This window comes from Paraburkholderia sp. D1E, assembly GCF_052682275.1.
Window position 1 is genome coordinate 7021618 of record NZ_JBQYMB010000001.1, and the last position, 14037, is coordinate 7035654.

At 61.6% G+C, this 14037-nt stretch carries 13 protein-coding genes; 5 read left to right on the plus strand and 8 right to left on the minus strand.

Annotation, left to right across the window (positions count from 1 at the left end):
* Window positions 1–11 precede the first annotated feature (11 nt).
* Together ACUN0E_RS31620 and add are read left to right on the plus strand one after the other, a co-directional pair.
* Entirely contained in the window at window positions 12–1358 is a 1347-nt protein-coding gene (locus tag ACUN0E_RS31620; RefSeq protein ID WP_445569048.1) for an NCS2 family permease, read from the plus strand.
* A 102-nt stretch (window positions 1359–1460) separates the two neighbouring features.
* Window positions 1461–2558 (plus strand): adenosine deaminase, encoded by a 1098-nt coding sequence (add, locus tag ACUN0E_RS31625; RefSeq protein WP_445569049.1) that lies wholly within the window; start codon window positions 1461–1463, stop codon window positions 2556–2558.
* A 52-nt stretch (window positions 2559–2610) separates the two neighbouring features.
* On the opposite strand, the gene ACUN0E_RS31630 is transcribed toward add, so the two are convergent.
* Window positions 2611–3471 (minus strand): LysR family transcriptional regulator, encoded by an 861-nt coding sequence (locus tag ACUN0E_RS31630; RefSeq protein ID WP_445569050.1) that lies wholly within the window; start codon window positions 3469–3471, stop codon window positions 2611–2613.
* Window positions 3472–3636: 165 nt separating this feature from the next.
* Between ACUN0E_RS31630 and ACUN0E_RS31635 the strand changes: the two genes are divergently transcribed.
* The 3 genes from ACUN0E_RS31635 to ACUN0E_RS31645 all read left to right on the plus strand — a co-directional run bounded on the left by ACUN0E_RS31635 (window position 3637) and on the right by ACUN0E_RS31645 (window position 6625).
* Complete coding sequence (locus tag ACUN0E_RS31635) at window positions 3637–5037, plus strand: DHA2 family efflux MFS transporter permease subunit (RefSeq protein ID WP_445569051.1); 1401 nt, start codon at window positions 3637–3639, stop codon at window positions 5035–5037.
* Window positions 5038–5263: 226 nt separating this feature from the next.
* Window positions 5264–6193 carry a LysR family transcriptional regulator gene (locus ACUN0E_RS31640; protein ID WP_408241614.1) on the plus strand — a complete coding sequence of 310 codons (930 nt, stop codon included), beginning with the start codon at window positions 5264–5266 and terminating at the stop codon, window positions 6191–6193.
* A gap of 165 nt (window positions 6194–6358) precedes the next feature.
* A complete protein-coding gene (locus tag ACUN0E_RS31645) occupies window positions 6359–6625 on the plus strand; it encodes a hypothetical protein (RefSeq protein ID WP_408241617.1) in 267 nt (88 codons plus the stop codon).
* 193 nt (window positions 6626–6818) lie between these two features.
* Here the strand turns inward: ACUN0E_RS31645 and ACUN0E_RS31650 are convergent, their stop codons facing one another.
* From ACUN0E_RS31650 to ACUN0E_RS31680, 7 genes are all read right to left on the minus strand, one after another.
* Window positions 6819–7058, minus strand: a complete 240-nt coding sequence (locus ACUN0E_RS31650; RefSeq protein WP_408241619.1) for a hypothetical protein — start codon at window positions 7056–7058, stop codon at window positions 6819–6821.
* A gap of 113 nt (window positions 7059–7171) precedes the next feature.
* Window positions 7172–7423 carry a DUF1488 family protein gene (locus tag ACUN0E_RS31655; protein ID WP_408241622.1) on the minus strand — a complete coding sequence of 84 codons (252 nt, stop codon included), beginning with the start codon at window positions 7421–7423 and terminating at the stop codon, window positions 7172–7174.
* Window positions 7424–8197: 774 nt separating this feature from the next.
* Window positions 8198–9616 carry an IS66 family transposase gene (gene tnpC, locus ACUN0E_RS31660; RefSeq protein ID WP_445565280.1) on the minus strand — a complete coding sequence of 473 codons (1419 nt, stop codon included), beginning with the start codon at window positions 9614–9616 and terminating at the stop codon, window positions 8198–8200.
* Between the two features lie 179 nt (window positions 9617–9795).
* Window positions 9796–11241 (minus strand): amidohydrolase family protein, encoded by a 1446-nt coding sequence (locus ACUN0E_RS31665; RefSeq protein ID WP_445569052.1) that lies wholly within the window; start codon window positions 11239–11241, stop codon window positions 9796–9798.
* Window positions 11242–11259: 18 nt separating this feature from the next.
* The gene (locus ACUN0E_RS31670) at window positions 11260–12123 is read right to left on the minus strand and encodes an ABC transporter permease (protein ID WP_445569053.1); all 864 of its coding nucleotides are present in this window, start codon (window positions 12121–12123) and stop codon (window positions 11260–11262) included.
* The gene (locus ACUN0E_RS31675) at window positions 12120–12953 is read right to left on the minus strand and encodes an ABC transporter ATP-binding protein (RefSeq protein ID WP_445569054.1); all 834 of its coding nucleotides are present in this window, start codon (window positions 12951–12953) and stop codon (window positions 12120–12122) included. The genes ACUN0E_RS31670 and ACUN0E_RS31675 overlap by 4 nt, the downstream gene beginning before the upstream one ends.
* A 2-nt stretch (window positions 12954–12955) precedes the next feature.
* A complete protein-coding gene (locus tag ACUN0E_RS31680; protein ID WP_445569055.1) occupies window positions 12956–14002 on the minus strand; it encodes an aromatic ring-hydroxylating dioxygenase subunit alpha in 1047 nt (348 codons plus the stop codon).
* Window positions 14003–14037: the final 35 nt, after the last annotated feature.

Below are 14037 nucleotides of genomic sequence, written 5' to 3' on the forward strand. Positions count from 1 at the left end.
ACGAATCTTCAATGCCGACAACAAACAACCCGGCCAGGCTTGCGCACAGCGGGTGGCTCGAACGGCGTTTCGCGCTCGCCGCGCGCAAGACCAGCGTGCGTATCGAAACAATCGCCGGCATCACGTCGTTTCTCGCGGCCGCCTATCTGCTGGTGGTCATTCCGTCGCTGCTGTCGGCGGGCGGCATGGATCGCGGCGCGGCGACTACCGCAACGATTCTCGTGTTCGTGCTGAGCACGGTATTGATGGCGCTGTATGCGAACCTGCCGTTTCTCGTGGGACCCGGCATCGGCGGCTCTGTGATTCTGGGCATCACGCTCGCGGGCGAGCACGTCGCATGGCAAACGGGTCTGGGCATTGCGTTCGTGTCCGGCGTGCTGTTCCTGATCCTGACGCTGGTGGGGGCGCGCAGTCTCGTGGTGCGCCTGATTCCGGCGCAGATCAAGCTCGGGCTCGGGGCATCGATCGGTTTGTTCATCGCGGTGCTCGGCTTCCGTAACGCCGGGATGGTGATTGCCAACGCGAAGACCAATGCGCTGGCACTCGGCGATTTCTCGCGTCCCGGCACCCTGGTCGCATTGATCGGGCTCGGCGCGGCTGTCGTGCTGCAGGGCCGCCGCGTCCCCGGCGCGATTTTGTGGGCAATCCTGATTGCGGCCGGCGCCGGTGTGCCGCTCGGCGTCACGCATATGCCCACGTCGTTTCTGTCATGGCCACATAGCATTGCGCCGATCGCGTTCAAGCTCGACATTGCGAGTGCATTGAGCGTGGCTGCAATTCCGTATCTGTTCGTGTTCTTCGCGGCGGAGTTTTTCTCGACGCTCGGCACCACGCTCGCGGTCGGCGCCAAAGCGGATCTGCTCGACGAAAATGCGAATCTGCCGAACATCAATCGCCCGTTTCTCGTCGATTCGATTGCCGCAACGCTCGGTCCGATGCTCGGTATTCCGGCGCTCACCGCGCTGGTGGAATCGGCGGCAGGCGTTGAAGCGGGTGGGCGTACCGGCCTCTCCTCGCTCGCTGCGGCCGCGATGTTCGCGCTGATGCTGTTGTTCGTGCCGGTCGCGCTGGCTATTCCGAAAGAAGCGACTGCCCCGGCGTTGATCCTGATCGGGCTGTCGATGTTCAGCACGATTCGCCATACCCATTTCGACGACTTCAGCGACTCGCTGCCCGTTCTTTCGATGGTGCTGCTCACGCTGATGTCGAACAGTTTCGGCACCGGCATCGCGGGCGGCCTGCTCTGCTATGTCCTCGTCAAGCTGCTCGCCGGACGTTTCCGTGAAGTGCCGTGGGGCCTCTACGTGCTGGCCGTGCCGCTCGGCTATTACTTCTATACCGTGGTCAAGCCGCATTGAGCTCTTCACTTTAGTGACCCAGCGTAGCTGCACGTTTCATCCTGCATTTGCACTAAACTGAATTTGCGTCGAGTCTTACGCACTACCAAAAACCATACCGACATGAAAGAGACATTGGGCAACGTGCCCGCATCGCGCCTCGGCATTACGCTCACCGACGCCCATCGCGCCTTCTTCACCGCCCTGCCGAAGGTCGAGTTGCATTGCCACCTGCTGGGCGCGGTGCGTCACGAGACTTTCATCGCGCTCGCCGAAAAGAGCAACGCGCCGATCGATCGCGAAGAGATCAACGCGTTCTATACGCGCGGCGAAAAACCCGTCGGTGTGCTGCGCGTGCTGCGTGCGCTCGACGAGCATCTGCTTACGCATGCAGACGACCTGCGTCGCATCGCGTATGAATATCTCGCCGATGCCGCCTCGCATCAGGTGCGCCATAGCGAATTCTTCTGGAATCCTACCGGCACCGTACGTGTCTCGAAGATTCCCTATGCGGATGCGCAAGCGGCCATCGTCACCGCAATTCGCGACGCCGCGCGCGACTTCGGCATCAGTGCGCGGCTGATCCCGAGCATCGACCGCGAAGCCGATCCTGACGAAGCGGTCGCACTGGTCGACTGGATGTGCGCGCATCGCGCGGACGAAGTGGCGGGCCTCGGCATCGACTACCGCGAGAATGACAGACCGCCTGAGTTGTTCTGGAAGGCGTACCGCAATGCACGTAACGCCGGCTTCAGAACCACCGCGCATGCGGGCGAATTCGGCATGCCATGGCGCAATGTCGAGACGGCCGTCGACCTGCTGCAATGCGACCGGATCGATCATGGCTACACGATCGTCGACAACCCGCAGTTGGCGGCTCGCTATGCGGAGCGCGGCATCGTGTTCACCGTAGTGCCGACCAACTCCTACTATTTGCGCATGCTCGCCCCGGAAGTCTGGGCCGAACAGCATCCGATGAGACGCATGCCGGACCTGGGCCTGAAAATCCACCCGAACACCGACGACCCGACGCTACACAAAGTAACGCCGAGCGAAGCATGGCAATTGATGCATAGCCACTTCGGCTTCAGCATCGCCGAGTTGCGGCAGTTCATGCTGAACGGTATCGACGGTGCATGGGTCGACGAAACAACACGCCACGCATGGCGCGCAGCGTGGGGCGCGGAGTTCGACGTGTTGGCGGCGGCCCTGCCCGCTTAAGCGGAACAGCACCTCGGGTTAAGCGACTCGCTCAGGCGCCGCCCACGCGGCGTCATTCACCAATCCACGAACCGCGCAAATCGCTATCGTGCAGCAATTGCAGCAACGTGCCCGCCGGACGGCTCAGCCGTTTGGCGGCAAGCGCGATGAATTCCACCGAGGGCAGCGTCGGCAGACTGGCCGCATTAAGCGGCGACGCCAGGCCCCGCGCGGCCAGATACTGCGGACGAACCGTTATGCCAAGCCCGCCCCGCGCGGCCGCGATGCAGCCCGCGTGACTGCTGCTCGTGCACACCACCTGCCAGCTGAAACCGGCTTCGGCGAGTGCATCGAGCACCACGGCCCGTGTCACACTCGGCTCGGCGACCAGAATGAGCGGCAAGGGCTGGCTGAGATCGACCAGCGTACCGGTGCGCGCCAGCCACTCCAGCCGCCCCGTGAAAAGCGGTACGCCGCGGCGGTCGCCCAGACGCCGCTTACCGACCAGCAAATCGATCGAACCGGCGTCCAGCAACTCATACAGCTTGCCGGTCATACCGATGGTGATTTCCAGTTCGACGTCGGGGTGCGCGTCGCGAAACGCCGCCAGCACCGTGGGCAGCGGCCCGAGCGCGACGTCGTCCGATGAGCCGAGCCGCACGCGCCCTTTCAGACGCGGTGCGCGAAACTGCGATTCGGCCCGCGCGAGCGCCTGAAGGATCACGCTGGCGTGCGCGAGCATGGCCTCGCCGTCCGGGGTCACGGCGAGCGAATGGGTGTCGCGCACGAACAGGCGTCGCCCGACGCTCTGTTCGAGCCGGCGGATATGTTCGCTGACGCTGGACTGCGTGAGATCGAGTCGCCGCCCCGCCTCGGTGAAGCTATGGCAGGCCGCGACTGTCGCGAAGGTCTTGAGCCAGACGGGATTGAGCATGCGCCATTGTCGCCTTGGTTATCGGCAAAGTCGATAACAGTCAATGTCCCTAGTGGGGTTCCCGATTGACGGTAATGTCAATATCATGACGGAATCCCCCCAACGACTGCTTCGAGCACGGCCCGCCGGTCTGTCCGCCCCCGCCGCCCCGTAGCTCAATGAACAATGAACAAGGATTCCGCCCAGACCGCGCTACTCTGGATCGTCGCCGCCGGCTTTTTCATGCAGTCGCTCGACACGACGATTGTCAACACCGCGTTGCCGTCGATTGCGAACAGCCTGCACGTCGCACCTCTCGCAATGCAGCCGATCGTGGTCGCCTACACGCTGACAATGGCGATGCTCACGCCCGCTTCGGGCTGGCTCGCCGACCGCTTCGGCACGCGGCGCGTCTATTTCGTGGCGATCCTCGTGTTCGTACTTGGTTCGATCTGCTGCGCGAGCGCGCATACGCTCGGTCAACTGGTGATGGCGCGGGTCCTGCAAGGGCTGGGCGGCTCGATGCTGCTGCCGATCGGACGGCTCGCCGTCCTGCGCAGCGTCTCGAGTGAGCAATACGTGTCGGCGCTTGCGTTCATTTCGATTGCCGGCCAGTTGGGGCCCATCGCCGGGCCGACGCTCGGCGGCTGGTTCGTGCAGGCCATTACATGGCACTGGATTTTTCTGATCAACGTGCCGATCGGCGCATTGGGGCTCTATGCGGTACAGCGGTATTTACCGGCGCATGGCGAAACTCAGGCGCCGCCGTTCGACTTCGTCGGGTGCGGGCTGTTGTCGCTGTGCATGATCACATTTTCGCTGGCCTTCGAAGCACCGGTCGAGACGCACCGCGCGGCATGGTCGGCGGGTCTCTTCGCGCTCGCCGTGGTCAGTGCGCTCGCCTACATTCCACACGCCAGGCGCCGCAGCAATCCGCTCTTCAAACTGTCGCTCTTCGGCGAGCCGAATTTCAGCGTCGGTCTGATCGGCAACCTGGTGTGCCGCATCGGCTCGAGCGCCGTACCGTTCCTTGTGCCCTTACTGCTGCAATTGCAACTGGGTTACTCACCGCTGCATTCCGGCCTGATGATGCTGCCCGCCGCACTGGCCGGCACCCTCACCAAACGCTGGATTGCGCCGCTCGTGCGCCGCTATGGCTACGACACGTTCCTGCTCGTCAACACGGTGATCGTGGGGTCGGCGATCGTTGCGTTCGCATTGATTACGCGTGGTACGCCCCTCATCGTCGAGATCGTGATTCTGGCTGTGTTCGGCGGCGCCAACTCCATGCAATTCGCGGCGATGAACAGCGTCACGCTCAAAGGCCTCTCGCATGAAGATGCCGGCAGCGGCAACAGCCTCTTTTCGATGGTGCAGATGCTCGCGATCGGGCTGGGCGTTTCCATCGGCGGCGGGCTGGTGAATCTGTTCACGGCGCAATGGGGATCGGCGGCGCTTGGGTTCCGCCTGAGCTTCGTATGCGTGGGCGTCATCACGCTGGTGTCCGCCTGGGTGTTTCGTCATCTCGACGAGGCGCCTGTCACGCGCGAGGTGCCTGGCCAGGCGACCCAGGGCGCGGGGCGCTGATATGCCTGACGCATGACGAGCACCGCCGTCCATACGTGCATCAGGCGAACTCATCTGGATTAGCGCCTAAGCGGGCGCCTGACGCGATAGCGTAGCTGTCGTTCCACTCATGATGCAGCGTCATCGATCCGCTCGGACAGATGGCCTTTCCCAACGTCGACACATGAATTCAAACGGCGTTTCGCGTTAGCATGTCACGCATTAATGCGTAACAAGGGAATATCACATGCCATTTGACGAGCGCATGCTGAACGGCATGGGCGTGCTGACGGCGATCGTCGACTGCGGAAGTTTTGCGGCAGCCGGCGAAGCACTCGACATGTCGCAATCCGGGGTCAGCCGTTCGGTTGCCCGGCTCGAAGCGCGTCTCGGCATCCGGCTATTCGACCGCACTACCCGCTCGGTCACACTGACGGATGAAGGCCGGCACTTTTACGAACAGATCGTGCCGCTGCTCGGTGGACTCGAGGAAGCCGCGGCTTCGGCGGTTCTGGGCGCCACTGCGGTTCGCGGACGGTTGCGCGTGAACATGGACCCGTTCTTTTCGCGTCTCGTGCTGGGGCCGAGGCTGGGTGGCTTCATCGATAAGCATGCCGATCTGCAACTCGAGTTGGTTACGCGTGACCAGTTAGGCGATATGGTCGCGGACGGCTTCGATCTGGCGATCCGTTTCGGCGACCCGCCGGTTTCGACGCTGATTGCACGCAAGCTGCTCGACACGCGGATTCTGACCGTGGCTGCGCCGTCGTATCTGAAGAAACACGGACATCCAGCGAGCCCGGCCGAACTCGAGAGTGGCAAACACGTGTGCATCAAGTTCCGTGATCCGCTAACGGGTTACCCGTTCAGTTGGGAGTTTCACCGCGGACGCAAGAGAATCGTGATTACGCCGCAAGGCCGCTTGACCGTGAACGACGTCGGCACCTTGCATAGCGTGTGCGCCGCGGGCCAGGGTGTCGCGCAGATTCTCGCGCTCGGCGCCGAGCCCTTGCTCGCCAATGGCAAACTGGTCGAACTGTTTCCGGACTGGGGCGACGAGGTTTATCCGCTGTATGCGCTCTACCCTTCCCGACATCATCCGCCGGCCAAGGTGCGGGCATTCTTCGACTTTATCGTTTCGCTGACGGGGGGCCCGATACGCGAAACGGTTGCTTGAGTTGCGGTGGGCTGAGCGCGACGCGCTACCGAAAACCACCGATCGCCGACCACGCGTCTACCCGTGCAGAGGGCGCCACCTCGCATCCTGTACGGTAGCGTGCAGACATAAAGCCACCCTGCGCGCACGCTAGGTGGAGGTACTCACAGCGCGTACGGACGATCTATGTCGAACTACCCGTTTGAGAGCGAGCTTGCTCATCTCGAACAGATTATTCCATTTCTCATGACAGCCCCACCGCTGGGCTTACCCTATTGGCGACGGCGGATTCTCGCCTTGTCACCGCGTGAAGGACAACTGCCGCGTGACAGCGCCCAACGTATCGGCAGATTGATGGACGTATTCGAAAAGATCGAACGCAAGGCATTAATGGACGCGACGGCAACGCCGATAGCAACGGCAACGGCGGTAGCGACGGCAACGGCGCGGTAGCGCGCCCACGGCGCGGCGATGCATTGATCTGCGAAAACGGCGCAAGCATTCGTTCCGCTGCAACGGTAATGATGGGTCGCGCGCTGCAGGCACTTAATCGGGTAAAGCGCGACTGTGCTGCGACCGGAAGCGCAACTGGGCACGGCACAAATAGAAAAACCGGCTTTACGCCGGTTATTTTCGTTCCGCACGTTTAAAGAGCGGCGGGTTTCTTCTTGAGTATCAATGGGCGACGCGCTTGCATCAGCGTACGCTTCGCGCCCAGCCACTTCGTCACGTGCTTGACCCATTGCTTTGGTGCGGGCTCATTGCCCTCGCCTTGCGGTTCGTTTGCCGTGGTTGTGGCCGTTTTTTCGCTTTCAGCGAGACGTGCTGCTTCACGCTGCCGTTTGCTATCGGCGATTTCTTCTAGGTTGACCTGGTCATCATCCATGCTGGAACTCCCGCGACAAAACAAGGCGAGGCGCCGGTAGGCGCCGCACTGCTTCGGCTGTGGAACAAGGCGGCGAACGGCAGGTCCGGTTGGACGTGCCGCGCCGCGCTGCGTCAAGCAATCGTATAGCGGTTTTGCGGACCGCCGACATACAGACCGCGAGCGAGCGTGAGGATTTGCTCGCGATGACGGTCGAAAGCCGCCAGCACTGCAGGTTCGTCGGAGCCCGCACTCGGGCTCAGATTCGAAATGACCGAATCGTTGACAGTGAAGGCGATTTCGCGCGCGTTGTCATAGCCCCAGAAATTGACGCAGTGACGGAAGGCGTCATAGCTGCGGCTCGGGTTCGGGAAGTTGAGAGACATGTCACGCTCCCGTGGTTTTGCCTTCTTCACGGTGCGCCGAATGTGGGGCGCGGTCAAGGTGTTGTTTGTAAGTGTCAGGGTTTGGCCCTGCGGGGCGCTTTGGTTGTCTGTATGCCTGCGGTGGTGGGCTTTTCTTGATCTGTTTGCCTGCGCGGCGCTTTCTTGTCTGGTTGCCTATGGCGTTGGCCTTTCCTTGTTTTGTTATTGGTTTATTAGCGTCGCCCCTGTGCGGGGCAGGCACTTACTTCTCTTTGCCGCCGCAAAGAGAAGTAAGCAAGAGAAAGCGGCTCACACCGCTAATTCTTAAGCGGGTCCCTCGCACAGTCGCGGTAGTGGTGCATCTGGAATCCGTGCTCTCGCACATTCGGCGTGGGTGACAAGGGCGTCATACTTCCGGCGGCGCTGCGCGCGCCGAAACGCACTTCTCAAAACCAATTGCGGTGTTTTCGCACTCGTACTTAATCGGTATTTCGCCGAGACGAAGCCGATGGCTCCCTCCGTGCCGAAACGAAGCTCAGGTTCTCATGCAATTCCGTCGTCGCCGAGGTGAAGCCGCTGGCCCCCACCATGCCCAAACGAAGCCCATGTTTCCTGATGGATCCTTCCGGCGAGCACGCAGTGCAAGGCGGGAAGCATGACTGCCTTGTCACGAAGGCCAAATGCGCGGGAACACAGATTCCAGATGCACCACTACCGCGACTGTGCGAGGGACCCGCTTAAGAATTAGCGGTGTGAGCCGCTTTCTCTTGCTTACTTCTCTTTGCGGCGGCGTAACTATTCAGCGGCCGGCAGGGGCGAAACGACCAAACCGGCAAAGCTCAAGGCCAGCGCATCGATCAGCGAGCGGTTCTGCTTACGCAAAGTGGCGAGATAGGAGCGGATTGTGCAGAACGCCTCCATGCCGCAGACAGAGCGGAAACACCCTGATATTTTCTGCTTGAGTTTGGGCATGCGGATATCGCGCTCGGCCAGATTGTTGTCGAACGGCACACGGTGATCTGCAATAAAACGCCATACCTGGCGCGTCTGTGTGTGCAGGCGGCGCAGCAGATTGTAGGCAAAGCTCTGCCTGATCTTGCCGCGCCGCTCCTTGCGCCTGGACTCGCGCGCCTGCTGGGGATTAAGCCTGTCTCCCAGAGCAATCAGCGCCCGACTTCGCCTGGCGTAATAGCGCTGGCGCGATCGACTCAGTGCCGTGTTGCCGCAGGCCAGACTGAGCTCACTCTCGCGTTTGGCCTGACACAGCAGATCAATCATCTGCTGGGCCCACGCCTGCCCGGTGGACTCCAGCACAAACACCAACTCGCGCAGATGGTGGGCATTGCATAGCGCATGGTCGCAGTCATAGTAGGCATACGGTCGCCAGCCGTCATGTACCGCGATGCCCGTGAAGCCAGGCAGAATGCCGAAACTGTCGAGTGCCTCGCGACCGCGCTTGTGGTGCGCACCGTACCAGCTCAGCGTGCGCGTTGACGCGGTATGCAGCCAGTGGGGCGTACGTCCCACGCGCATGCTGCTCTCATCGAAATGCACGACCGGCTGCTTATGCAGTGCCTGGCTGATCTGTTCAACTGCGGGCGCCAGCAGATGTGCTGCCTGATCAATGCTGTGCTGCACGGTGCCGGTACTCACACGCAGACCGAACAGATCCGTCAGCGCCTGAGCGGTGCGTCCCACTGGCAGTTGCTGGTACTGCGTCAGATAGACTGCCGCGGCGCGCACCTGGGCACCGTACTGCACCGCCTGGCTTACGCCTTCGGGAAACACGCCCGAATGACGTTTGCCGCAGCGACACTGTGCGATCTGCACGCGATGTTCGGTCACCTCAAAACGCGTGGGCGGCAAATCGATCACCTGACGTCCTTCAGTCACCACGGTGATCCGTGTGGAATCAAGCCGTGCCCCGCATGCATCGCACACCCGCGCCACCGGGTGAATCTCAATGTGATCGGGTTGCGCCACGCGTTTTAGCGTCTTGCCTTTATGACCGGGCTGCGCTCCCGGGCGTGCACCGCTTACGCCGCGCAACGACTTCGGTTTGCGCTTCGGGCCGTCGCTTGATGGTGGCTTGCTGGAGTTATGACTGTCCTTCTCAAGCTTCGCCTCAAGCTCGTTCAGACGCCTCACAAGATCGACGATCAGTGCGTCCTTCTGTTCAGGCGTCAGATCCTTGATGTCGGGCATCTTCGTCATGTCCTTCACTATGCATGGCCTGGTTCCAGTTTACAACCGCTGAATAGTTACGCGGCGGCAAAGAGAAGTCAGTGCCTGCCCCGCACAGGGGCGACGCTAATAAACCAATAACAAAACAAGGAAAGGCCAACGCCATAGGCAACCAGACAAGCAAGCGCCGCGCAGGCAAAAAACCCCCATCACTTAACTTCATCCAGCAACGCCCTCACCGCCACCCGAGCCTCTCGCGCAAGCTCCTTTAGATCGACACCTTCAATCTGATCATCAACAACAACCCGCTTCCCAGCAGAGAAAAGCGCCGCCAGCGAAGGCCTCCCACCGGAGGCAACCGGTCCAATCGCCGGATCATGCAACCCAAAATACCTCGGATCATCGAGCCGATAAACCGCAAGGTCCGCGGCATAACCCACGGCAACCTTCCCGATTTCATCCAGGCCCATAATCCGGGCGCCACCCGCCGTCCCCCAATGAATCACATCGGCCACACTCGCCGCACCCGCTCCGCCTTCGAAGCTGCCGCCGCGATACTTCGGCTGCGCCAGCATGCCGCGCCGCGCGCGCTGCGCAAGCCACGTCATGTGCACTTCGGAAATCATATCGGCCGCTTCGTTCGAAGCCGCTCCATCGACGCCGATCGACACCGGCACACCCGCGTCCGCCATCTCCCGCACCGGGCAAATACCGCTGCCCAGCCGCCCGTTGCTCTGCGGACAATGCGCGACGCCCGTGCCTGTCTGCGCTAGCAGCGCGATTTCGTCGGCGTCGACTTTGACGAGATGCGCGTACCACACATCGCTGCCGAGCCAGTCGTGCTCGCCGCAGAACGCGACCGGCGATTGCCGGTACATCGAATGCGCACTGTCCTGATAGCCGACCGTCTCCGATAAGTGACTGTGCAACCGCAAGCCCAGCCGGCGCGCAACCGCCGCCGTCTCACGCATCTCTGCAGGAGAGATCGAATACAACACCGTGGTCGGCGCCATCACGACACGCTGCATCGCTCGCGGTGAAGCGTTGTGGTATCGGGCAGCGAGCCGTTCGATATCGGCGACGTAAGCGTCAAGGGTCTCGGGTCGTAACGCCGTCGGCAATTCGGCCTCGAGTTGCCGTGTTTGCGTCGCGCCGCCGCGCAACAGTACGAAACGCAAACCGAGTTTCTCCGCTTCTTCGAACAGAATCGCCGAACTGTCGAACGGCATGCCCGGGTAATACACGTAGTTGTGATCGGCTACCGTCGCGCAGCCCGAACGCGCGAGTTCGATCAGGCCGATGCGCGCCGCGAGCCGGAAGCGCCGCTCGTCGAATAGCGCACGAAAGCGATACGGCGTCGCGGCAAGCCACGGTGTGAGCGTCGCATCGAGTCCGGCCGTGTCGCCCTTGAGCAGAGACTGGAACAGATGGTGATGTGTGTTGACCCACGCCGGATAAATCACGCAATCGGTGGCGTCCACTATCGTCTCGTCAAGCCGCGGCGTGAGCGCGCCGATTGCGTCGATCGTATCGCCGACGATGCGAATGTCGGGACCAGGCACACGCGATGGATCATCTGCCGTACCACGTCCGCCTGTCATGATCGCAGCCGCGTTGCGAATCAGCGTGGAGGGTTGGGTATCGTATGTTGTCATAAGCCTGAGCGTGAAAAATCAAAGTTGGCTATCGTGCCAGCCACGCAAACCGATGCGTGACACCCATGCCGTGATGGCGAACAAGACCACTCCCGTCACGGTGATCAGCAGCAACGCCGCAAAGAGCCGGGGAATATTCAGCTGAAAACCCGCCTGCAGAATCTGATAGGCAAGCCCTGCACCACTGCCCCCCGTTCCCGCGACGAACTCGGCGACCACCGCGCCGATCAGCGACAACCCGCTCGAAATCCGCAGGCCCCCGAAGAAATACGGCAACGCGCTCGGAATCCGCAAGCGCACCAACGTCTGCCAACGGGTCGCCCGATTGATCCTGAAGAGGTTGATCAATCCCGGATTCACGCTACGCAAACCGAGCGCCGTGTTCGAGATGATCGGGAACAGGGCCACTAACGTCGCGCACAGCACCAGCGCCACATTCATGTCCTTGACCCAGATGATGATCAGCGGCGCGATCGCCACAACCGGCGTTACCTGCAACAGGATCGCGTACGGAAACAGGCTCGCTTCGATCAGCGGACTCTGCACGAACAGCAAGGCGATAACGACGCCCAGCACGGTGGCAAGCGCAAACGCCAGCAGTGTGATTTTCAACGTCGCCAGCAAGCTGCCGAACAGCAAAGGCGCGTCCTGGACCAGCTCGGTTACGATCGCCGACGGCGACGGCACCAGATACGCCGGCACCTTCATCAGCACGCACCAGCTCTGCCACAACGCCAGCACCACCATCCCGACAACCCACGGCGCAATCGCTTTTGTCACACCTGGACGTTGCAACCACGGTCGACGTTCGGGCTTCGCAGCCGCCGGACTCCGCGTGCCGTTAGTGTTGGCCGAATGACCCGCAAGCGCTTCGCCCGTCATGATTGCACCCCCGTTTCCTCATTCTCGGACGACGCGCGATGCGCGTCGGTAATCAGCTCTGAGAGCGTCTTGCAGTGCTGCATGAACGGCTCACTGACGCGGAATGCGTCGTCGCGTTCGAGCGGACCGTCGATCGGTACTTCAGCGATGATGCGGCCCGGCCGCGCCTGCATCACCACCACGCGACTCGACAGATACACGGCTTCGTAAATGCTGTGCGTGACGAACACCACCGTCATGCCGCGCCGCTGCCACAGCGCGCGCAAATCGCTGTCGAGGCGGTTGCGGGTGAATTCGTCGAGCGCGCCGAATGGTTCGTCGAGCAACAGCAGATCCGGCTCGGTGACGAGCGCACGCGCCAGCGACGCGCGCATCTGCATGCCGCCCGACAACTCGCGCGGCAGCACCTTACCGAACTTCGCGAGCCCCACGCCGTCGAGTGCCTCGGCGACACGCGCATCGGCTTCAGTACGCGGCACGTGCGCGAGATCCAGCGGCAAGCGCACGTTATCGGTAACGGTGGCCCACGGCATCAGGGTCGCTTCCTGAAACACCATCGACATGCGCCGCCCTGTCGAGCCGACCGTGTCGAACGGCTGACCCCACCAGCGCATATGGCCGTGCGTCGGCGTTTCGATGCCGGCGAACATCTTCAGCAAGGTGCTCTTGCCGCAACCGGACGGCCCGAGCAAGGAGATGAATTCGCCGGGTTCGATCGAAAGCCGCACGTCTTCGAGCGCGACTGTGCCGTTCGGATAGCGCTTGTCGACGCGCTGCACCGACAGCAACGGTACAGGCGGCCTCGGGGAATAAGTTTCGGTCGACGCCATGATCATTCCTCCACGTTGATGGGGAACACTTCGCGAAATACTTCAGACTCGCCGTTATCGTTCAACAACTTCAGTAACATTCGGCGCATCAGCAAACCGGGCTGATCCGATTCCATGTGACATTCCTGCTGACGGCGTACGTCGACGCAGGCGTCGTAGTCCGTGGCTTCGAGAATGTCGCGGTCTTCGTCGGTGATCGGACGGTCCCAGTCGATCAGTTCCTGCGTCGAGCACGCGTCTTCGGTGTCGTTGCGATAGAGCCACTGCGACAGCATCAGCGTGTGGTCGTCGATCGGCGTCGCGCAGTTATAGATGATGTGATGGATGCCGCTCGCCGGATACACGCAGCCGAAGCGGCGTGCAAACGGCATATGCCAGCGGTTGATCAGATGGCGTTCGGTAATTTCCTCGGTCGTGCCGGTGATGCGATAGCTCGCGGGTGGATTGCGCACGGGCACATGCGTCTCAGCTTCGAAGCCCCACTCGTTCGGCCGGAATTCGTACTTCGACGGCTTCGGGTTGTCGAACAGACCAAAGTTGCCTTTGTGCACGAAGCTGAAGTGCGAGTTGTCGAATGAGTTTTCCATCATGCGCAGCGGGCTCGTTTCCCAACGCTCGTAGAACTGCAGGATGCGGCGATAGCCAGGCGCGCCTTCTTCCGGAAACTCGGGAATCGGCTGCAGCGGATCTTCGAGTGCAACCCACGCGTAACCGTAGCGTTCTTCGCAGTGATACGACGGCACGATCGCGCGCGACGGAATCGCGCTGCCGTTGTTCTGCGGAATCTTCACGCATTGACCCGTGCAGTCGTAAGTCCAGCCGTGATAACCGCAGGCAATATTGCCGTCGCTGTCGACAAAACCTTTCGACAGTTTTGCCGTGCGATGACAGCAGCGATCGCGCAGCGCATGCGGCTTGCCGCCTGCGCCCTTCCATAGCACGATCGGCTCACCCAGCAAAGTGAACGGCTGCGGACCGGCATCGAGTTGCGTCATCGGCATGATTGCGTACCAGAAGCGGCGCAAGACTTTTTGTCGGGTGACCAGCATAGTGAAACTCCTTCTTTAGGCGTTCGGGCGTATAA